Raw genomic sequence first — 21,571 nt, 5'->3', positions numbered from 1 at the left:
AATTGCCAACTCCGGATGGAGATTCAGCAAAAAGCACGCCAGCCTTGGTTAAACTGTTCAGTTGGTAACCAGCTTTTTCCTGCGAAACACTCGGCCGAAGTCATCCAGCACGAGATAAATCACCGGCACGGCGAGCAGCGTGAGTAGCAACGACAAGGCCATGCCGCCCACCACCAGCACGGCAATCGAGCGGCGTTCCTCGGCACCGGGGCCGGTGGCGATCAACAGTGGAACCATGCCTGCGATAAAGGAGATGGCCGTCATGAGGATCGGCCGTAGGCGGTCGCGATTTCCTTCGAGGATCGCTTGCTCGCGGGGCATGCCTTGGGCACGAAGTTGGTTGATGTGATCGATCTGCAGGATGGACGCTTTTTTTACCATGCCGAAGAGCACGAGAATTCCGAGCGCGGAATAGAGGTTCAGTGTCTCGCCGCCGATCCACAAACTCAACAGTCCGAACGGCACGGCGAGTGGCAGCGAGAGCAAGATCGTGATCGGATGAATGAAATGCTCATACTGCGCGGCAAGCACGATATACATGCAGACAAACGACAGCGCACAGGTCCACACGAATTCTTGCAGTGTGAGTTCCAACTCCTTCGCGCGACCCATCACCCGCGTGGAATAACCGGGGGGCAAACCGAGTTCGTCCGCGGCGGATTGTACGGCCTGAATGCGGTCGGCGAGCGCGTAGCCTGCACCGAGATTGGCCCGCACGGCCGACATCCGCTGCCGATCGAGCCGGTCGATCCGCGCGGGGCTGAATGTTTCTTCAAACGTAACGACGTTGTCGATACGGGTAAGCGGGCTGGTGCGACCGTCGTAACCAATGCCCGAAATCAACGGGAGCGCGGCCAAACCCACCATCGGCACTCTGGCCGCTGCGGGTGGCATCGCGCGAATATACAACTGCGAAATCGATTGCGTATCGTCGCGGTCAACGCCGACGAGCCGAAGCTCCACATCATAGGCATCATCGTCTTGGCTGTCATAAAAACGCGACACACGGTCATCGCCACCGACCGAGACGCGTAGCGTGTCGGCGATCTCCTGCACGTCGACGCCGAGCGCAGCGGCCCGTTCGCGATCGATGTGGGCGAGTAGATTGGGCTTATCCATGCGGAGCGTGGTATCGACGTCGACAATGCCCGGGATCTCGGCAACCTTGCGAGCGAGTTTTTGACTGAACTCAGCCAACGTCTGGAGACTTGGCCCGGTGACGACGAAGTCGATATCCACCGGAGCACCTTGCCGAAAAGAAGTGAGATTACGAATCGAAGCACGCAATTCGGGATAGCGTGCGATGATCTGGCGAACTTCGCGCATCTTGTCGCGCTGGTTGAAATTGCCTTCCCAAGCTTGCGAGGGATTGCCGGCAAGGAGTCCTTTCACCAAGCGGCTCCACGAGAAGGAACGCCCTTCGATATCTTCGAGCCGAATATACATGGCTGCCGAGCTTGTGCCTCGCACACCGCCGCCACCACCCACGGTCGTCAACACGTTGGTGATGCCTGGGATCTTGAGAACCTGTGGTTCGATGGCGTTGACGATTTCTTCCATCGACGAGATGCTCACCCCTTCGGGCGCGCTGATGCGGGCTTCGAACTCGGCTTCATCGACATCGGTCGGAATATAGTCTTGCTTGACCAACCGATAAAGGGGCACGTTGGCGGCGATGGTCAAAATCACGACGACCATCACCAGCCACTTGAATTTGAGCGAATAGCGCAGCAGGAACATGTACCCGCCTTCGATGAAGCGGTAGAAGCCCCGGCGCGATGAAGGGCCTGCCGCCGATTTCGAGTTCGCAACACCGGCTGGCTTATTTGCTTTCAGCATGCGGCTGCACATCATCGGCGTGAGTGAAAAACTCACGAGCATCGAAATCATCACCGCCACGCTCGCGGTGATGCCGAATTCAAAGAGCAAGCGGCCGGTCACGCTCGATAGAAATGAGACCGGTAAAAAAACGATCACCAACGACAGGGTCGTGGCTAGCACGGCAAGTCCGATCTCACGCGTCCCTTCGATGGCAGCGTCTTTGGCCGAGAGCCCTTTTTCTTCGATCACACGGAAGACGTTCTCCAGCACGATGATGGCATCGTCGATCACCACGCCCACCATCAACACCAGGGCGAGCATCGTCACATTGTTCAATGTGAAATCCATCGCCTTCATCACGGCGAAGGCACCGATGATCGACGTGGGGATCGCCACGGCGGCGATAATTGTCGACCGCCAGGAACGCATAAAGAGCAGCACGATGATGCTAGCCATCAAGCTGCCGGAAACCAGATGATTCTGAATCTCATGCAACGCCGCGCGGATGTAGCGCGATTGATCTTGCAGGACCTGCGCTTTCACGTCGGGTGGAAGTAATTCCTGGGCCGTTTTCAAACGCTCCTTCACGGCATCAATCACTTCGACGGTGTTCATGCCCGATTGACGCTGGATGAGCAAAATCACGGCCGGTTCGCCGTTGAACTTGGCCAGCGTGCGGCGTTCTTTGGTGAAGTCGACCGCCTCGCCGAGATCACGGATTCGCACGGGGACGTTATCGACGGTCGAGACGACAAGTTGGTTGAACTCACGCGAATCGGGCATACGGCCCAAAGTTCGCAGACTCAACTCGCGGTAACCGGCATCAACGCGGCCGCCGGGGACTTCGGCGTTCTGAGCCACGATCGCATCGTGAACCTGCATGATCGACAGGCGATAGGCCGCGAGTTTGTCGGCGTTGATGTTCACCTGAACGGCCCGTTCCACGGCCCCTTCGATCAGAACCTGTCCCACACCGCGCGCTGATTCGATGGTGCTTTTCACATAGCGATCCGCCATGAAGTAAAGCTCACGGGTATCGCGCGGTCCTGAGACGGCGATCGACATGATCGGCGAGGCATCGAGGTCCTGCTTCTGCACAATGGGGGGATCGATATCGGGTGGCAGGCGATTCATGATCGCGGAGATCGCATCGCGAACGTCCTGCGCCGCGACGTTGATATTCTGATCGAGCCGAAACGTGAGCATGAGCATCGACGTGCCGTCGGTGGAAATCGACCGCAATTCATCGAGGCCCGCGACCGTGGCAACGGCGTCTTCTAAAGGCTGCGTGACTTCGGATTCCACTTCCGACGACGCGGCGCCAGGATACGTGGTCTGCACGCGAATCGTGGGGAGATCGATGTTAGGAAAGCGGTCGATGCCCAAGTGTGGATAAGACGTTACACCGGCGACCACCACGGCCAAGATCAACATCAAGGCGAAGATGGGACGTTCGACGCAAACTCGGGCTAACCACTGCACGAAGATTCTCCAGATAGCGTGCGACTACGTTTTATCGCCGCTAGGTTTCGAAATTTCTTGAGTTGTTGTTTGAGGAATCTCTTCTTGCGGTGGATTCTCGGAATACTGTTCGCGTGGAATCACTGGTCCATCGTGACCCTCGCTGGCGCGCAGGACCACGACCGTGCCGTTTTCCAAGCCGCTCAAGATTTCGATGCGCTGTTCATCTTCACGTCCCGTGCGGACGGTTTGTTGTTTGGCGACGTTGTCGGCAACGACCCACACTTTTTGCACGCCGGCGAAGCGACTTACGGCCGTTAATGGCAACACAATGGCTTGTTCGTCGGGATCGACCACAACTTCGGCTTGCGCAAATAAACCGGCTTGGAATTCCAACGTTGGATTCGGCACGTCGCCTTCGATCAAAATCGAGCGAGTCGCCTGCATCACCGTGGGGCTGACCCGCGTCAGCTTGGTGGCAATCGGCGCGGCGATGTTGCGGCCACTGTTGATGTTGAGCGGTTGACCGACATGAATCTCTGAGGCACGACTTTCAGGAATGCCAGCCGTGAAGCGGAGCACATCCGAGCGAACGAGCGACACGACCGCCTGCCCTGCCCCCACGAATTCGCCGGGCGAAACCAAGCGCTCGCCCACGACGCCATCAAAGGGGGCCACGACTTCCGAATCGGTCACCATTTGCTTGGCCAGGGCCAGCTCCTTGCGACGGACGCCAATCATCGAGATCTGTTCGCCAACCATATTGATCGCGGCGTTGTAACGAGCTTGGGCTGCTTTTAACTGGGCCACCATCGTGTCGAATTCTTGCTCGGTGACGGCCCGTGAACTCAAGAGTTGCTGCGCACGGTTGACGGTGCTTTGCGCTTCGTTCACCAGCGCTTGTTCCATCATCGTGCCGGGGGCGGATGACGCATCGAATTGTGTTTCATCATCTTCTGGAGTGATGCCAATCGCCGCACAAGCTTGACGAAGTTGAGCTTCGGCCAAGCCGACGCGTAGATCGAGCTCGCTGCGGACGAGTTTCACTAAAACTTCGCCCTTCTTAACGACGCTGCCTAGATCGACGTTCACTTCCGCCACTCGGCCCGCGAGCTTGGAACCAATCACTGCATCTTCGTAGGCCAACAAACTCCCTTGCACGCGCACGGTTTGCGGCCAGGATTGAAGTTGAGCGCGGACGACCACGACTTCCTTGGCTGCGACGGGTGCGGTCGCTGTCGTTTGGGTTGCCACGGGCTTGGTGCATCCGATGAGCGCGGTACATCCAATAAGCGCATGGGCCGACAACAGCGCTAGGCGAACCCAACGAACGGGATACGTCGCAGGCATGAATGGATTCCGGCGGGAGATTGCAGGGTCAAAAAGGCGGGAGGAGGGCGTCCAATCACCTGTTACGCGGTAACCGATGGCCAGGTTCAATTTTAACCTAAGAAATAGCAGTTTCCCATCGGAACAAGCCCACGCCTTGTTGTGCCGCTAGTGGGACGAGACTTCCACACTGGTCGGTGTTAAACCAGCCGATTTCGCGGTGATTTTGATGGGGCCAGCTTTTCCTGCTTGGGTACGAAGGATCAGCATCGCCTTGCCGAAAAAAAGTTGGCGATGGTCCGCTTGAAACGGTTCCAACGATATGGGATTGCCGTTGCCCACGCCGGCAATCTCAGCAGGGCCGTCGACCTCGAACTCGATCATGTTCTCCGCCAAGGGGCACGGCACACCCTCTTTGCCCAAAGCCTCGACAAGCACGTAACAGAGATCATCCCCCGAAGCCGTGAGTTCCTTTCCGTCGGGGGTTAGCCGCACCTGGGCTGGCTCACCGGCGGTTTTCATCGTCGCCGTGCCGATTTCTTTACCATCCTTGTAAGCGATGACTTTGAGCTCTCCCGGTTCGTAAACCACGTCGTTCCAGCGGAGGCGATAGTCGTAGGTGCAATCAAAATAATAAGAGTCGACATGCTCGGGAAAGATTCCCAACTCGCAGATGCTTGCCCACGCCCGACCACTAAGTTCATCAAACTCGATCCGCAGATAGCGAGCTTGCGTGTCAACGTCATGCGGTGAGGTTTTCGGCCCGCCCCATTCCGGTTGGTTGCTGGTTGGTTTCGTGACAAGCGTTTCCCAATTCTCGCCATCGACCGACGTCTTCACGACGTAGCCATAATTCTTAGCTTCTTTTTCTAGTTCCAAGAGTAAGCACTTAATCGGTTTGATCTCGCCCAAATCGACTTCCAACCATTGCCCAGCCGTGCCTGCATCCGCGCACCACCGCGTGACGAAGTCGTCGTCGGCGACATAGTCGGGCTCCTTGCCGGGTTGACTCGAGCTCGCTGTGAATTTTGCAGCGGTCGCAAAATTGGTGGGGCGGGCCGGGACTTCGCCTTTTGTGCGGCGACCGAGCGACTTGCCGTTAAGAAATAACTCTGCCGAATCGCCGTTGGTGTAAACGAACACGGGGACATTCTTCCCCACGTGATCGGGCCAATTCCAGTGCGGCAGGATATGCACGGTCGTTTCCTCGGGCCGCCAATGACTGCGATAGAGCCAATAGCGATCTTTGGGGATGCCACACAAATCGACGATGCCAAAATAGGAACTGATCGCATCGGCGCTGTGCGGCGTTGGTTCACCCAGGTAATCGAAACCGGTCCACACAAACTCTCCAGCCACGAATTTGTCGTCCTGCATCAAACGAAATTCCGCGTCGGCCACGTCCGACCAGGGGGCACCATTCAAGTCGTAGGACGAAACCTGCAGACCGGGGGCGTAATCCGTTTTGGTCTCGGGGAATGGCAAGTTGTAAAACCCGCGCGAACTCAACGCCGAGGCTGACTCACTGTAGACAATCGGCTTCTCGGGCATGAGCTCGCGATGCTTGTCGTAGCGGCGCATGTAATTCCAACCGACGACGTCGACTCCTTCGTAAATGCCCTTGGCTACCTGTTCGGGAAAACAACTCCCTATCGTCGCGGGACGAGTCGTGTCGTACTTGCGCACGATGTTGGCCATCATGCGGACGCGTTCGGGATTGACCCCTTCTTCGTCATCAGGAATCTCGTTGCCGATGGACCACAACACCACCGAGGGATGATTGCGATCGCGCAAAATCATGCTCCGCAGATGACGCTCGCCATGTTCTTCGTGCGTCGGCTTGCCGTCGACGCGATCCGCAGTGTTGTTCCATTTGTCAAAGCATTCGTCCCAAACGAGGATGCCCATCCGGTCGCACAGCTCCAAGACCTCTCGCGCGGGGGCGTTGTGGCTGGTGCGCAAGGCGTTAACGCCCATCTCCTGCATGATTTCGAGTTGCCGCTCCATCGCGCGGGTGTTGAACGCCCCGCCCAGTGGGCCATGATCGTGATGCAGGTTCACGCCATACAACTGCACACGACGGCCATTCAAATGAAAACCGTCGTCAGCCGTGAATTCAAACGTGCGGATACCAAAAGGTGTCGTTTGCGAATCGACCGTTTGGCCGTCGACGATCACCTCGGTCTTTAGCGAATACAAATGGGGATGGTCCACATCCCACAGTTCGGGATTCACGACATTGGTCTCGTAGCCAAACTCTGTTTCACCAACTTGCAATTCAAGATCTGCGTCCGTGGTAGAAACTTTTTTGCCCGTGGGATCGAGAATCGTAAATTTAAGTTGTCCCTTGGTGGGTGCGGAGTTGTGGTTCTCGACGGTGATTGCCGCTTTGACGGTTGCTGATTCTTTGCTGACTTCCGGCGTCGTGACAAACACGCCCCAATGCGCGAGATGAATCGGCTCGCGAACTTCGAGCATCACCTTGCGATAGATCCCCGCACCGGGATACCAGCGCGTGCCGTGGTTGGTTGTGTCGACGTGCACGGCGACGACATTTTTGCCCTTAAGATTCACGTGGTCGGTGGCGTCGACGCGAAACGAGGTGTAGCCGTAATCCCATTCGCCGGCGAGCTTGCCGTTGATATAGACTTTGGGGAAGGCCATCACGCCATCGAAGTCGAGATACACGCGCGATCCCTCGGGTCGGTCGAGCGTAAACTCCTGGCGATACCAGCCCTCGCCTTTCCAGGGCAATTTCGCGGCGAAGCCATCTTCCTCGGGATCGAACGGACCGGCGATGGCCCAATCATGGGGGACGCGAACGTTGCTCCACGCGCTGTCGTCGAAGTCGGTCGCCTCGGCATTCGCGGGATCACCCTGCGTGAATCGCCAATCACTCAGCCGCGTGCTTTCTTCCGCGGCCTGAACGGCCACGGATGAGAGAACGACCCAAAAGCCAAAGAAAATGGCACAGCAAATACGATTCAAGCAATTCATCGAGACCGGCCCAACCTATCGAAGCATCTGAAAAGCGAAGCGCACCCTGCTGTAGTTTATGAACCCAAACCGGGAAACTAAATGCCCAGTCGCAGGCTTTAAGCATGGTGCCGCAGGAAGAAATTACCCAAACGGAGTTGGGCCTTAACCACAAATCACGAATTTGGCGGCGAGTCGCACTTAATTAGCGCAAAACTCGACCGGGGGTGCGACTCATGCCCGTGAGCAGGGCCAGCCCCACAGCGATTCCATAGCTCATTGGTTCGGGGACGGCCAAGGTGGCGACCACTTCGGGGATCACGCCGAAGTTCTCTTGCCAGTCGGCTAAATCCTCGGCGCTGAAGGGGTTGGGCGATGCACCACTTTGCCAGGCCAAAAAGTCGCGGCCATCGACGTCGCCATCGCCGTCAAAATCGCCCAGCAGTTGGGGGGCCGCATCGATGATATAAGTCGCAATCGACCGCGCGGGCAAGCTAATCGTGAACGAGTTGCCAAGCGCTGACTCCGCATTGTTCGTGAGGTTCGTCCCGCCGGTGAGCAAATACTTGGTGCCCGTGCTGCCCAGGGCGATGTTGGCAATGTTGACGGTCACGTTCGCCGATTGCGATTGATCGAGATTCAACACCATCACGGCGATGCTGCCATCGTCCTGCAACGCGGCATGCGTGCGAACGTTGTTGTTGCTGGTCGTCGCATTGACGAGCGATTCCCCCGGCTCGACCAATTTGTCGACCATCGAAATCCCATAGAAGGCCGAACCGCGAGCGAAGCCGCTCGAGTCATCCAGAAAATCTTTGGTGAGCATCTCAAGGTACTGCACGCTGGTGACCCCCAACCCAAGCCAGCTTGCGTAAGCATCGGCCACGAAAATCGATTCCACGCTGTTCGCGACGCCCGATTGCAGTGAGCCCATGTAATTGAACTCGGTGATCATGATCTCGGCTTCAGACAAATTATGAGTGGCCAAGGTATCGCGAATCCCCGCGTTCGAGCCGGTGTCCTGCCCCGCCGTAGTGCCGTTGATCATGTGCGGAATCTTCGTGCGCACTTGCGACAACAGACTCGAACCGTTGGCATTATCTCCCGCCCACGGATACCAATGAACCATCACAAAATCGACGTTGTCGGCCACGCCGGGTTGCGAGAGAACTTCGTCGTTCCAGTAGGCTTCGTTGGATTGCTTCGAACCGTTGTCGTTCAAGTCGGCGTAGGACCAACCGTAATCATCCGGCGGAGTCGCCAGCACGGCCCCGATCTTGATGTTGGGATCGATCGACTTCATCAACTCGGCATACTCGACAACCTCCTGACCATAAGTGGCAGGCGAGAGTGCGGGGTTGTCATCGCGATTCGTGCCGTTGTAGGGGACACGATAATCGACCGTGTAGCCGTTGCCACCGCCGTAATAACCCGTGCCGAACGTTTCGTTGCCGATTTCCCAATATTCGATGCCCACCGGCGCATCGCGATTGATCGCCAAGAACGAGTTGTAGCTGCTATAGACGCCGTCGGCTTGAGCCCACGATTGATACTCGCCGGAGGTCGAAGCACGCAATTTCGCCCAGTAGCCGGCGGTCTTCCAATCGTTCCCCTGCTGGTCGACGCCGATCACGATGTCGTTGGGAGTGCCGTAAATGCTCGCGTCGGCATTGGCATAGGCTACCCACGCCGCGGCTTCCTTGGGTTGTCCCCCGTAGTCGGGCACCTGCATCTGGCCACCGACAAACTTCATCGCTGAGCCGTAGTTGACTGTCACTACCGATTTGCCATTTTCAAGTTGATCGAGCAGCCCCACGAATCCGTTGAATCCCGAGCCCGGGCCGACGTAACCAAAGTTGGTGGGCTCGCCCCACCAGGGAGACAAGCCGCCCCCGGTGATGCCGCTTTCCCATTGAGGCCGCGCGACCGACCAATGCAGCACGTCGGCATAGCCGCCACCGCCATAACGAAGCGTGGTCACGCCCGCTTCTTCAAGCCGGTCGTCCACGGTGGGGTGAGACATATTGTTGTAATAGGGCGACGTGTGCAGACCGATGCCCAGCGGAGACATGACCGAGCGAACATTAGCCGCGTCGACGGTGACGGTGGCTGAGATTTGCGCGTGCAGAGATGTGGTCACGCAGACGCTGAAACTAGCGACGAGAATTACTAAGCAATTTCTGTTCGAGAGCATCTTCAAAATCTCTGCCCCAATTCTCAGCGCAGAGCACACTCACACGCCGTTCAAATGACTGTTAGTTGCGCATCACTCAGTTGATCGCTGACAAGTCCGTTACTTCATACGGACCAGCCTCTCCGCCCTTCGTACCGAGACTGTTAAATACCTCAATTGGTACGTCATAGCTAATTGAATGGACTGAACCATCGGCGAATACGCAATTGAAAGCTGACGAGTGAGCCGAGCCGAACATATACGTTTGGTTGAATAAGTTGCTTTTATCCGCTGTATTGTCTGGGGCACAAAGAGTTCTCCACGATCCATCACTGAGGGGCTGGGCCATCGTGGAACGCATCGTGTCGGGATCCCATCCGTCGAGCCACCCGCGATCGTCGGACGGATCATTTCCGTGACCATCGTAATGTTGCTGGAAGACGTACTTCTCGCCAATCATCAGTGTGTGACTCGTACCATCAGTGATCTGAGAGACTTTGGTAGGATCTGCAACCCCAGTGACAAAAGCACCCGGAGCAGGGTTAGGGCCACAAGTGGCTGTGCCGTCACGCTTCCACGACGAACGAACGATCACACCGTCGAAAACGCCATTGTTCGCAGGTGAGCCGTAGCCGCTGCCATTGGGACTCCAAAAAGAGTTTTCCACTCTGGCGCATCTTTCATAATCTCGAGTGGCTATGTACATCGCGGCTGCATTGCTCGCGCCTAATGTAGCTGGCTGAGCCGCTGCATAATCCATCAGGTAACTTGGTCCCCAATTACTTTCATGCAGCGTGGGACCACGCCGAGACGGACAGTTGTATAACGGAACATGACTGCTCTGGACGACATTCGTATCGCCAATATTATGCAGAGCCCCTTGCTCCAGATACGGTAGGATTTGATACGCCCAACTCATGCCTTGCTTCTTGCCGACCCAGGGTTTGCCATTTTGAGCGTAACATTCAAGGCGGTCACCGTAAGTTGCTCCACCCGTTGGAAACTCCTTGCGGGCGCTTTCGTAATTGAGGATCGACAGGCCAATGTTCTTCAGATTGTTTTTACACTGGGTACGCCGGGCGGCTTCGCGCGCGGCCTGAATCGCCGGCAACAACAGCGCCACCAACACGCCGATGATGGCGATCACCACCAGAAGTTCGACCAATGTGAATGCGCGTCGCACGATGACCTCCTCAATTCCTTTTACGATTCGTCGAACAACGCGGCACGGCTTGTTCCAAACCGTACCGCGTTGTTCAGACTCAAGTCTTGTTGCCACTATCTCCGACGACACCCGGCCAACAACGCCACCGACATCGCTAGCCACAAACTCGCCGGCTCGGGCACGGCTACAAAGCCCGCAGTCAATGCGCCCACGGGATAGCTATTTTGCCAATCGCTTAATGACCCCACGCCAGGATCGCGCTGCCAAGCCAAAAAGTCGCGGCCATCGACGTCGCCATCGCCGTCAAAGTCGCCGGGGGTGGCGGTCGGAGGCACAAACTCCAAGGCAACATTATCGAGGCGGATCACATTGCCGGCATCTGTGCCAAAACCGCCGGAGTTGAAATAAATCTGGAAGTAGATATTCGAGGCATCATCAAACACGGGCACGGGAACAGGGCTGCCATTGGTCGTGGGTGCCGTACCGGAATCGAGATCCCAAACGATTTGATTCCAGTCGTTATCGCCCACGGGTGCGACGAAGGTGCTGTTCCAAATGTCAAAACCATCCAGCTTGTCACCGTCGCTGTTCACATCGACGTCGTAGACGGCTTCGTAGTCGCCTTTATAAATACCTACCGCACCACCCACGGGGGTCGCGGCTTCGGTGTCGCCGTTGTTGCCGATCACCTTGAGATCGAACGTCATGCGATAGTTGGCCGGGTTGTTTTGGCCTTCTTGTCCTTCCGCAAAGCCAAAGCCTTCGCCATAAAAGCCGTGAAAACCACCCAGACCATAATAGAAATAAGATCCCGCGTTGTTGGTCGCATCGACGGTAATTTCGTAGCTTTGAATGCCACTCACCGCGTCGGTATCGATAATGGCTTCGGTGAGAGCGGGACTACCATTGCCGCCGCCGCTGAAGCTATAACCACCGGGATACTGCTGTGGACCTGGCAGCGGACCTTCAAAATCCTGTACGGTCAATTGGGCCTGCGCGGTACTTGCTAGCAGCAAATTCAGCGTCACAAACAAAGCTGAAAAGGCAGCTTGATACCTCATGGGGAAACTCCTTAGGAGAAAAGTGTGATTTCATGCCGTAACCGCCGCGGGAACGGGCAGGACCCGCGACGGCACGGCCTCTACTTCAGAGGGATCGAGTGAATTGCAATTAGCGGCCAACTCGACGCGTTCCCAACAACAACACGCAGCATGCACCCAGCACCAACGACGTCGGTTCGGGAACTGCGGTCCATTCTACGTTGTCGAGGTAATAGCGCGGGTTGTAGGGCTGAACAGCTGGGTTGCTGCTATCCCATTCATAGGCATAACCGGGCGACAAGTTGATCGACAGATTCCAGAAGGTCGCGGTCGGATCAAAGGGTTGCATCGCGGCTAGCGGGATCGACACGTGTTGAATCGTATCTTTCAGGGATGTATCAATCGTGGGGTTGGCGTATTGATTAATCGTGCCCCCCACGCCGCCGCCGACTTGGAACTCCACCGTGATTGCTTGGCTGGCATTGTTGGGGAACCAAAGGCTGTCGACAATGACATCGAATTCCAGATGGGTGTTGGAATTCCAATCGGGAATGGTGATGTCGGGCGTGGCCCAGTTTTGGCTCGTGATTTGGCCAAAGTACTGCTGAGGCTTCACACCCAACCAAAGCGTCGAACCACCGGCAGGGGTCGCCGTGGCGAAACCGGGGTTGCCTGAATAGTTGAACCAGCCCTCTGTGCCGCCGAAGTAAGTTCCGCCGGGATCGAAGTCCGAGTGAACTTCTGCCCAAGCGCTGCCACAGGAAAGCGTCAAACCGAGCATGGCTGCCGCCACACAATACTTCCGTATTTTTCCAGCCCATCTCATCTTCATTAGAAGCAACTCCAGAAAAGTGATTTAGAAAAGCTGACCCTGCCACCGGCCGTGCACAGCCGAGAGCAACATCCCAATTGATCGCGGCGTGCCGTCACACCGAGATCGACATTTTTGAAGGATAAGCAGACAACCTGCAACAGCCTCTGCCCCGAGGAATTGCCGAGAACGCACTCGCGTGCGGATTTTTCGCAGCCCACTGCCCGTGGCTGGAAAAGAAAAGTCTTTCTCACCCTCTACTCAATTTCAGCCGATGCGCGGGAAATATCGCAAACAAATTCCAGAATTTTTGCGATAAATCGCTTCCTTTTGCTGAATCTAAGTAAGAGAATCCTCCGTGCTTGCAACCACTAGGCCAGAGCTTTGCAATGCACGGCTAATCTGTTTATCTCGGGGCAGGATCAACGCAACTGTGAATTCCGATGAACTTAACACCGTGAGCCCGGAAACGGCGACTCGGTTTGTGGAATTACTCACTGTCCATCAGCGCAAGCTCCACGCCTATATCTCGACGCTCATGCTCGGCGATCCCGCCGCGGCCGACGTCCTGCAAGACACCAACATCGACCTGTGGTCGAAGATACACGATTTCGATTTCGAACGACCGTTTCTCCCTTGGGCCTTTGCGTTTGCCCGGCAACGAGTGATGGCGTTTCGCAAGAGCCAATCGCGTTCGCGGTTGCTGTTTAGCGATGCCGCCATGGCCCGCATTGATGAAGAATGCACGCGGTTGGCCGGTGAAGCCGATTCCCGTTTGGCGGCGCTGCAAAATTGCCTGAAGAAACTCAACGACCGTCAAAGCTATCTCATTGGCGAACGTTACCATGCTAAGGTTTCGGTGAAGCTGCTCGCCGCGCGACTGGGTGAGACTGCTCACAACGTCGCTTCGCAACTTCATCGGATCCGCATGAGCCTGGCACGCTGCGTGGATGCCACCCTGGCCGCGGAGGAACGATCATGAGCCTCCCTGAGCGAAATCCACAAGTGCGCCGTCTCGAAGAGCTGATTGACTTTGTGCTTGATGGTTCGTGTACCGACGACGAACGCCAAGAATTTTCCCAGCTGATTGACGATCATCCCGAGTTGATCAAAGGCCTCACCGAAGAAGTTTTCGTCCACAGCCTGCTGCAATGGCAGAGCGAAAACATTGAACGCGATCTGGCCGTGTTCGGTGTGACCGAAGCCTTGGAAGCGATCATTCCCGCACCGCCCGCCAATGATGTGAAGCGCGAGGCCATGCGCCGGTTCACGACGCTTGGGCTCGCCGCGGCGATCTTGATCGCGGGAGTTTATGCTCTCTGGCAAGCTCGCCAAAACCCCAAATGGCAGGACGTTGCGGTCGCCGAAATCATTGAAGTCGAGAATGTCTCGTGGATGGACGATTCGTCGGCGCTCAAGCCGGGCGACTTAGTCGTGCCGGGTCGCCTGCGGACCGAAGCCGGCGAGTTCACAATGCGTTTTCGCACGGGGCCCATCGTGCGCGTGATCGGTGCGGCTTCGCTGATGATCGAGTCCGATATGCTTGTGCATCTCGATCAAGGCTTGGCAACGGCCCGTGTTCCCAATTCGATGAAGGGCTTCACAATCAAAACTCCGGTGATCGACGTCATCGATCAAGGCACCGAGTTCGGCGTGGCGACTCGCAAGAATGGCTTTACCGACGTGGTGGTGTTCGACGGCAAAGTGGATCTGGCCGACCATATCAACACGGGCAATGGACTCACAAGGTTGAAACAAGGCCAAGCGGCTCGCGTCGATCGCCAGGGCGAGATTCAGCGCATCATGCAAGTTGGCCGCAACCAACGCGGCAGTTGGTGGACCGCCGATTATCCGGGTTCCGGCGTGAACGTGATTCGTGAAGTCCGCGACAATATTCCTCCGGCGGATGGCTCGCAGTATGTCTGTTACCAGATCAACTACCATGGTTTGGGCGATGACGTCTTTGCCTATGTCGATCACCCCCATCAATGGAATGGCCTGACCGCGGCGGGGCTGCCCGAGTTTCTCGTCGGTGCCGATTTTGTGAAGACGTTCAACGATTATCGCTATAAAGACGATTTCCAAATGACCGTGGAAATGGCTCAACCGGCGAATCTGTACATCTTCTTCGACGACCGCGTGCCGCCACCCAAGTGGCTCACCGATCAGTTTGAAGATACGGGCGTCGATATCGGACTCGATGAAGGCCCCTGGCCAGCGGGTGATCAAGCGTTGCGGCCCGATTTGCCCGTGTTCAAGAACGCCGGCGGCGGCGGACAAAGCATCGACAACACGTTCTCGGTCTGGCATCGCCGGTGTGTCGACGCCACGCCGATTGTGTTGGGCATCGTGGGCGAAGAACGACAAGCCCGCGCGATGTACGGCATCGCCGCAACGCCGCTCGGTTTCGGCGCGGTCGCCCCGGCCAAAGCATCTACTGAGAATTAATAGCTCAAAGCAATCTTAGGCCGGTTTAATTAAAACTCCACCGTCGCGAAGTAATCGTCGAGCGTTTCCGCCCGGCGGATTTGTTGCACGCTGCCGTCGGGCTTGAGGAGCAATTCCGCACAGCGTAACCGGCCGTTGTACTGAAAGCCCATCGCGTGGCCATGCGCGCCGGCATCATGAATCACGAGCACGTCGCCAACTTCTAAGTTGGGAAGTTCGCGGTCGATGGCGAACTTGTCGTTGTTTTCGCACAAGGAACCCACAACGTCGACGTTGCCAGCCGCCGGCTGATTCTCTTTGCCGATGGCGGTGATGTGATGATACGCGCCGTACATACCCGGTCGCATGAGGTTCGACATACAGCCGTCGACCCCCACGTAGTTCTTGTATGTCTCCTTGCGATTGATCACCCGCGTCACCAAATATCCAAATGGCCCGGTCATCGAGCGGCCGTTCTCCATCAGAATGTTGACGGGGTCCAATCCCGCGGGAACGAGAATCTCCTTGTAAAGTTTCTCGACGCCGGCGCCAAACTCGTTCAAGTCGATTTCGCTGTCCGTGGGGCGGTAAGCCACGCCGATGCCGCCGCCCAGGTTGATGAACTCGATGTTAATGCCGACTTCACGTTTCACCAACACGGCCAGCTCGAACAACATGCGCGCCGTGTCCCAGAGCGATTGCACGTCGCGCTCGTTGGAGACGATCATCGCATGCAAGCCGAAACGCTTGGCACCCAACTCACGGCAGCGTTGGTAACCTTGCAAAATCTGCTCGCGGGTGCAGCCGAATTTCGCTTCTTGGGGATTGCCGATGATCGCATTGCCGGTGCGTTCGGGGCCAGGATTAAAACGAAAGCAGATCGTTTCGGGCATGCCCGTCGCGGCCACGAGCGTGTCAATCAAACTGGGGTGATCGAGATTAATGATCGCCCCCAACTCGACGGCCTGCTGGTATTCGGCCGCTGAGGTGTTGTTCGACGTGAACATGACGGAGTCGCCGCTCAGGCCCAACCGCTCGCTGATGATCAACTCGGCCACGCTCGAACAATCGGTGCCGCTTCCTTCGTCGCGGAGGATCGAAACGATGTGGGGGTTGGGGGTCGCCTTGACGGCAAAGTACTGCTTAAAGCCAGGGTTCCAATTAAAGGCGGCCAGCAGATCGCGCGTTCGCTGGCGAATGCCTGCTTCGTCGTACAAATAAAACGGCGTGGGATACTTTTCCAGAATGGGGGCCAACGTCGCGGCATCGAACGGCAGAGTCTTTTCCATGGCTCTCGGGCTTTTACAGTCGGGTGGGAGGGTTCACGGCGAGCCTCGGATTGTAGCAAATGCGACTAGCTCGCGCAATTCACGATTCACAGGACGTGATTTGAAGATGTATTAGCCGCAGGCGGTAGCCAGCTGTTTTGCCACGTCATGACCGTCGGCTACCGCCTGCGGCTAGAAGAAAGACCGTTCTCGGATAGGAAAGTTCGCTCTGTCGCGCGAATCACTCCACCACGACTTGCGGCGCTGGCTTGGCGTACCATTCTTTGAGCACGTTTTCCGCTTCCTTGCCGTAGATGCAGAAGCCGCGATTCTCGGTGGCCTCTTCGTGGGGATAAAGCCGCGCCGGCCAATCCCACCAGGCGTAGCCCATGAACCAGGGCGCAGTCTCGAAGGTTTTCAAAAACGCGCGGTAGTAGTTGGCTTGCTCAGCATCATCGAGCGGACTATCGGGAAGCGCATCGGGATGCGACCAAGGATAACGCGCACAGCCACGGACGTTGGTCACGCCTGTTTCGATCATCATCACCGGCTTGTGCCATTTCGCGCTGACGAGAGCCAATTGATCCCGAACTTTGACCAACTCCGCGGCGATCTCGGCTTCGCTCGTTGTTTGCTTGACGGCTTCTTCCATCGCAACGCCTTCGGGCGGTGGCACGGGGTAGTAGCCGCTCACGCCGATGATGTCGACCGCATCCCACCAGGGGAGCGTCATCTCACGGCCATGATTGATATCGTAAACAAGCTGACCATCGTAGATCGCACGAACTTCACCAATCGCCTGTCGCCACTCGTCGACGAACTCCTCGGTGGAGGACATCTCACAACCGAGGCAGAAGATTTCGACGTTCTGCTCCTTAGCAATTTCGGCGTAGTGAATCAAAAAGTTTTGATAGTGATTCCACCAATGCACCCACGCGGCAAGGTCTTTTACTTCGCCTTCGCGCATCACGGGGTCGTCACCCCAGGGATCGAGTTCACCCGTCGTGCCTGCGGCTTTTTCTGCGGCCGTGACTGGCCGATAAAACTTAATCCACGCCCGCCAGATTTGGTCATCACAATTCACGACCGGTTTCAAAATGACTTTGAGATTGTTATCGCGAGCCAGTTGGATGGCGTGGCGCACCTCGTCGTCGCTTACCATCTGCGGGTTGTCGTCGCCCCACGTGAAGTCGGGATCGTTGTGCGATTTCATGTTCGTGCCGAACGCGATACAAACCCATTCGGCACCCGTCTCGGCCAAATGCTTCATCGATTCCGCGGCCTCAGGCGATTCGTAATCGCCCCGCGAACCAACCCAACCCCAGGAGATGCCTTTCACGAACTCGTGCTTTGTGTTCTCAGGTGGTGCGGCGTAAACAGTTTGCGCAGTGAAAACCAACAGGGCAAGAAGGAGAACAAGATGCATTGATTATCTCCACCGTCGGCTGCCGCCTGTGGCCAGGAATGTCAGAAAACAAAGCAAAAGAGACGACGGCTCAGGCACTTGAGAAGAGATCGATTGTAATTCGGATTCGTTGCTTGTTCCGTACTGCGCTTGCCAGATTTCCAAGTCCAACTCGTTCACGTTGCCATCGCCATTCGCATCGCCATCGGCCAAAGTAGCCGTGCCCGCGGTGCCGAAGCCTCGTTGCCAAGCTAAAAAGTCGCGTCCATCGACGTCGCCATCACCATCAAAATCCGCGTTGTCGGGAAATAAATCCACCAAGGCGATGTTATCGACATAAATCGTGGCACTACCGCTGGGCCATGTGCCGTCGAAGCCAATGTGAAACGCCAGTCCCGATATTCCCGCCGCCAGATTAAATGTGTTCAGTGGAATCTCGACATGAAATGATTGCGTCACGCGGCCATTGATGTCGGCAAAGGGAAATGCTTGAGTCCACGCCCCCGGCGTGGGTTGAAATGAGACGTGCATGTTGAGATCGCTGAGCCCGCTGGGCAGGCTTGCGGTCACATAGCTGACATCCATTTCTAGTACATAGTTGTCGATGTCGTCGGCGAGCGCATTCTGCAGCGTTTGCAATTGTGTGCCGTTCATGTTGACTCGGGCATCCCAGGTCCAGTCATCATCAGTCTTCGTGATGGCGAGGCTCTTCGAACCGTCCGTGGCTCCCGTGGTTGTGGCTTGAGCCAACGAACTTGTGCTGCCGCTGAAATTGGGAAAGGCAAAACCGTCGAGTCCGGATTCAAAACTGTAGAGCAAGGTTCGGGCACCCGGTGCAGGTTGATCACCGGGATCGGGGTTCGTGCCATTCATGAACGCTGAAAGCCATTGGGCCGTTTGTTGATTGGTGGGCTGATTACCACCGTTGGGATTCATGTTCCATTGACTGCCTGCGGAACCTTGCATATCCCACTGCCAAACATGTGCGGCCAGGAATTCTCCCGCGGCCTTGCGGCCATCAAGGGCTCGCATGAAGCCTTCGAAGGCCATGTTCTGCTCGTCTTGATCGAGAGTTCCGCTGCCGTTTTGTGGAGAAACCGTCGTGCCGTTGTAGGGCAGATAACCGATCTCGGTGAATTTGACCGGCAAGCCGGCGCCCCCTTGTCGTGCGGCAGCGAAAGGTAAGATTTCGTTATCGAGTTTGGTGTTCCAAGCATTTTCCACCTGAGTGATGAAATCCAGGTTGGGATAGCTGCCCGAGGCGTTGGCCTGACCGTTCGATAAAAGCCCAGTAAAATACGAATCAATCCCCACGAAATCGACCGCCGGGTGATCCCAAATCGCGCTGGCGGTGTTGGCATTGTTGTAGCTATCCCAATTCGCGGCATAACCGATTTGGCCCGTAAAGACGCCGTCGACCGCATTCAGAACCGAAGTCCACTTCGGATTGTTGCCGCTATTGAGTTCCAGACCGCGCATTTCCGTGCCGATAGTCACCGCATCTGCACCATTGGCTTCGGCCATCGCGGCGACGTCGACGATATATTGCTGATAGTTGTTCCAAAAGTTGGTCCACTCTGCTGAGTTCGGTGTCGGATTGTAGAAGCCGCGCCACTGCGTGAAGTTGACCGGCTCGACAAAGGGATTCACGGTCACGCGCATGCCGAGTTGTTTGGCGCGTGCGATGCCTGCAGCGATGTGACTTAATTCGGGGCCACTCGATGACGTGGAGGCGATAGCCCCCGTGCCGGGCGTGTAGTAACGCACGGGGCTCAACGAAACTTCGTCGAAGCCCGCGTCGTGCATCGCTTGCACGGCATTCTGCCAGACAGTCGCGCCGTTACCAAAGTTGCCCCACGACACCATGTTGAAACCAACACCCGGATCGATTCCCGGCTCGTAGAGCACGGGGTTGGCGCAAGCAAACGGCAGATGAAACGTAAGCAGTAGAGCGATCGCCGGCAAACAGAGGATACGGCTTAAGCAGATCAAGCGCATGGGCCGTCTCACTTTGAATCGATAAAGGACTTACGGCTTAGGGACTTTGATCTCTAAAGGCAATTGAGCGGTGTCGACGATGATCTCTGTCGTGCCGAGACCCGTCGCGATTTTTGGAATCAAGAGCTTCCCCGCCTTATCAGTGGCATAGCCGATGGCCACTTTGTGCTTGCCGGGGATCAGGCCATCGCCGAACTTGTAGCTCGTGGCTTCGGAGAATTTGCCTTCGGCATTGAGATCGGCCGTCGCCACGCGAGCATGCATCCCTTCAACCACGGGGGGATCGACGGCCTGAAATTGCAGCTTCATTCCCGAGGCCGGAATGGTCGAGCCATCTTCGTAGGTCAATTGCCCACTGACGGGGATGTATTCGAATGGCGCGCTACTGCCGCAGCCGACGCAAATTAAGGTCAACGTTAAGAGCGAGACCAGCCGAACGTTCAATTTAAACATTTGTCAGAAATCCATTGCTCTCAAGAAGCCGTGGCCTATTTTTCGTTCGTGTCCGCCAACATCCCGTCCTTTGACATGTTGATGCGCTGCCAAACGCCAAAATTCTCTTGACGGATTTGTGAAGAGTTTCCGCTGTTATCATCCGCACCGATGTAGGCCCCGTAACCAATATTTCCCGGTTGAATGAAATCGCTAATGAAGCGAACGCTGCCATCGGCCATCGCGACAAAAATTCCGCCAGGGTGAACACTACGCATTACCGATTGTCCACTGTCCACATCCGCGGCGTCCATGCATTGGGCTCGCATGGCTTGCTGGCCTAGTGAGGCAACAGTGTTCTGTATGCGATCAACATCGTCTTCGCCTGATCCACAGCTATTAGGCGCATTGACACCATTTGAGGCATGACGGCAATGATAATTAGAGCCACAAAGGCCCATCGCCCACACTCCTCGTCGATCTGATTGATCGAGTCCCACGCGCATCTCACCAAGCAATATCGTGTTCGTCGTGCCGTCGGTCATCTTCCCGATCGACATTTCCGGACCACCCACTCCCTCGATCGCGAATCCACCCAGACCCAGATTGTAGTCCAGGTACTGGGACATGTTGCCACTTTCCAATCCGATCGCCTGTTTGTTAAGCGAAATGTTTGGCCAATACTGATGCGCATTGAGCCCATAGTTTCCACGTGCCCAACGCCCTTCATCGGACTCGACAAAAAAGTTACCTTGTCCTGTATCGCTGGGACATAGCATAACGCTCAATTCCGTGGAGCGAGCAGCCTCGTTCACGGCATCGGACATGCGAACCGTTGGACTGATTGTAAATTGATTCTGGAGATTGGCTTGCTCAATGTAAGGAAGTAAATCAACGATCCAACTGCCAAAGATACGATTGTACTTCAACGGCTCCATATTCGCTGCTGGAACAGTAGCAGAAGCTGGAAACACTTTGCGGGCGTCGTGATAATTGAGAACACCCAACCCCAAATTCTTGAGATTATTGGTACACTGTGTACGTCGAGCTGCCTCACGCGCGGCTTGGATCGCTGGCAGCAACAACGCCACCAAGATGCCGATGATGGCAATCACCACCAGCAACTCCACGAGAGTGAAACCCAAGACGTGCCGTTGATTTTTTCCTCGTGAACGCATTGTTCCTACCTCCGTACCTCTGCTCTCAACCGCCATTGATTCCTCGAATCCACTGAACGGGGGTGGATCATGTTCCCAATAACAAGT

At 56.2% G+C, this 21,571-nt stretch carries 14 protein-coding genes; 2 read left to right on the top strand and 12 right to left on the bottom strand.

Annotation, left to right across the window (positions count from 1 at the left end; translation table 11 throughout):
* Positions 1-57 precede the first annotated feature (57 nt).
* From SH678x_RS02540 to SH678x_RS02510, 7 genes are all read right to left on the bottom strand, one after another.
* Positions 58-3,303: an efflux RND transporter permease subunit gene (locus SH678x_RS02540; RefSeq protein ID WP_496921317.1), complete on the bottom strand. Its 3,246-nt coding sequence runs from the start codon at positions 3,301-3,303 to the stop codon at positions 58-60.
* A gap of 24 nt (positions 3,304-3,327) precedes the next feature.
* Positions 3,328-4,632 (bottom strand): efflux RND transporter periplasmic adaptor subunit, encoded by a 1,305-nt coding sequence (locus SH678x_RS02535; protein WP_496921316.1) that lies wholly within the window; start codon positions 4,630-4,632, stop codon positions 3,328-3,330.
* A 147-nt stretch (positions 4,633-4,779) separates the two neighbouring features.
* Positions 4,780-7,608 carry a glycoside hydrolase family 2 TIM barrel-domain containing protein gene (locus SH678x_RS02530; RefSeq protein ID WP_496921315.1) on the bottom strand — a complete coding sequence of 943 codons (2,829 nt, stop codon included), beginning with the start codon at positions 7,606-7,608 and terminating at the stop codon, positions 4,780-4,782.
* Positions 7,609-7,792: 184 nt separating this feature from the next.
* Positions 7,793-9,781, bottom strand: a complete 1,989-nt coding sequence (locus SH678x_RS02525) for a glycoside hydrolase family 30 beta sandwich domain-containing protein (RefSeq protein ID WP_496921314.1) — start codon at positions 9,779-9,781, stop codon at positions 7,793-7,795.
* Between the two features lie 76 nt (positions 9,782-9,857).
* A complete protein-coding gene (locus tag SH678x_RS02520; RefSeq protein WP_496921313.1) occupies positions 9,858-10,943 on the bottom strand; it encodes a DUF1559 domain-containing protein in 1,086 nt (361 codons plus the stop codon).
* 95 nt (positions 10,944-11,038) lie between these two features.
* Entirely contained in the window at positions 11,039-11,986 is a 948-nt protein-coding gene (locus SH678x_RS02515) for a PEP-CTERM sorting domain-containing protein (protein WP_496921312.1), read from the bottom strand.
* Positions 11,987-12,095: 109 nt separating this feature from the next.
* Positions 12,096-12,797 (bottom strand): hypothetical protein, encoded by a 702-nt coding sequence (locus tag SH678x_RS02510; RefSeq protein ID WP_496921311.1) that lies wholly within the window; start codon positions 12,795-12,797, stop codon positions 12,096-12,098.
* A gap of 412 nt (positions 12,798-13,209) precedes the next feature.
* On the opposite strand from SH678x_RS02510, the gene SH678x_RS02505 reads away from it, so the two are divergent.
* Positions 13,210-13,758, top strand: coding sequence for a sigma-70 family RNA polymerase sigma factor (locus SH678x_RS02505; RefSeq protein ID WP_496921310.1), 549 nt, complete (start codon positions 13,210-13,212; stop codon positions 13,756-13,758).
* Positions 13,755-15,224, top strand: a complete 1,470-nt coding sequence (locus SH678x_RS02500; protein ID WP_496921309.1) for a FecR family protein — start codon at positions 13,755-13,757, stop codon at positions 15,222-15,224. Before SH678x_RS02505 ends, SH678x_RS02500 begins: the two co-directional genes overlap by 4 nt.
* Positions 15,225-15,253: 29 nt before the next feature.
* Here SH678x_RS02500 and lysA read toward each other — a convergent pair whose 3' ends face one another.
* The 5 genes from lysA to SH678x_RS02475 all read right to left on the bottom strand — a co-directional run bounded on the left by lysA (position 15,254) and on the right by SH678x_RS02475 (position 21,484).
* Entirely contained in the window at positions 15,254-16,492 is a 1,239-nt protein-coding gene (gene lysA / locus SH678x_RS02495) for a diaminopimelate decarboxylase (protein ID WP_496921308.1), read from the bottom strand.
* A 220-nt stretch (positions 16,493-16,712) separates the two neighbouring features.
* Positions 16,713-17,897, bottom strand: coding sequence for a glycoside hydrolase family 113 (locus tag SH678x_RS02490; protein ID WP_496921307.1), 1,185 nt, complete (start codon positions 17,895-17,897; stop codon positions 16,713-16,715).
* A gap of 3 nt (positions 17,898-17,900) precedes the next feature.
* Entirely contained in the window at positions 17,901-19,874 is a 1,974-nt protein-coding gene (locus SH678x_RS02485; protein ID WP_496921306.1) for a glycoside hydrolase family 113, read from the bottom strand.
* Positions 19,875-19,904: 30 nt separating this feature from the next.
* Positions 19,905-20,327 (bottom strand): hypothetical protein, encoded by a 423-nt coding sequence (locus tag SH678x_RS02480; RefSeq protein WP_496921305.1) that lies wholly within the window; start codon positions 20,325-20,327, stop codon positions 19,905-19,907.
* Positions 20,328-20,362: 35 nt separating this feature from the next.
* Positions 20,363-21,484: a DUF1559 family PulG-like putative transporter gene (locus tag SH678x_RS02475; protein ID WP_496921304.1), complete on the bottom strand. Its 1,122-nt coding sequence runs from the start codon at positions 21,482-21,484 to the stop codon at positions 20,363-20,365.
* Positions 21,485-21,571 lie beyond the last annotated feature (87 nt).

The sequence above is a fragment of the Bythopirellula superficialaquae genome, assembly GCF_059632245.1.
The sequence above is the reverse complement of the archived record's forward strand: the minus strand, read 5'-3'. Positions and strand labels throughout refer to the sequence as shown.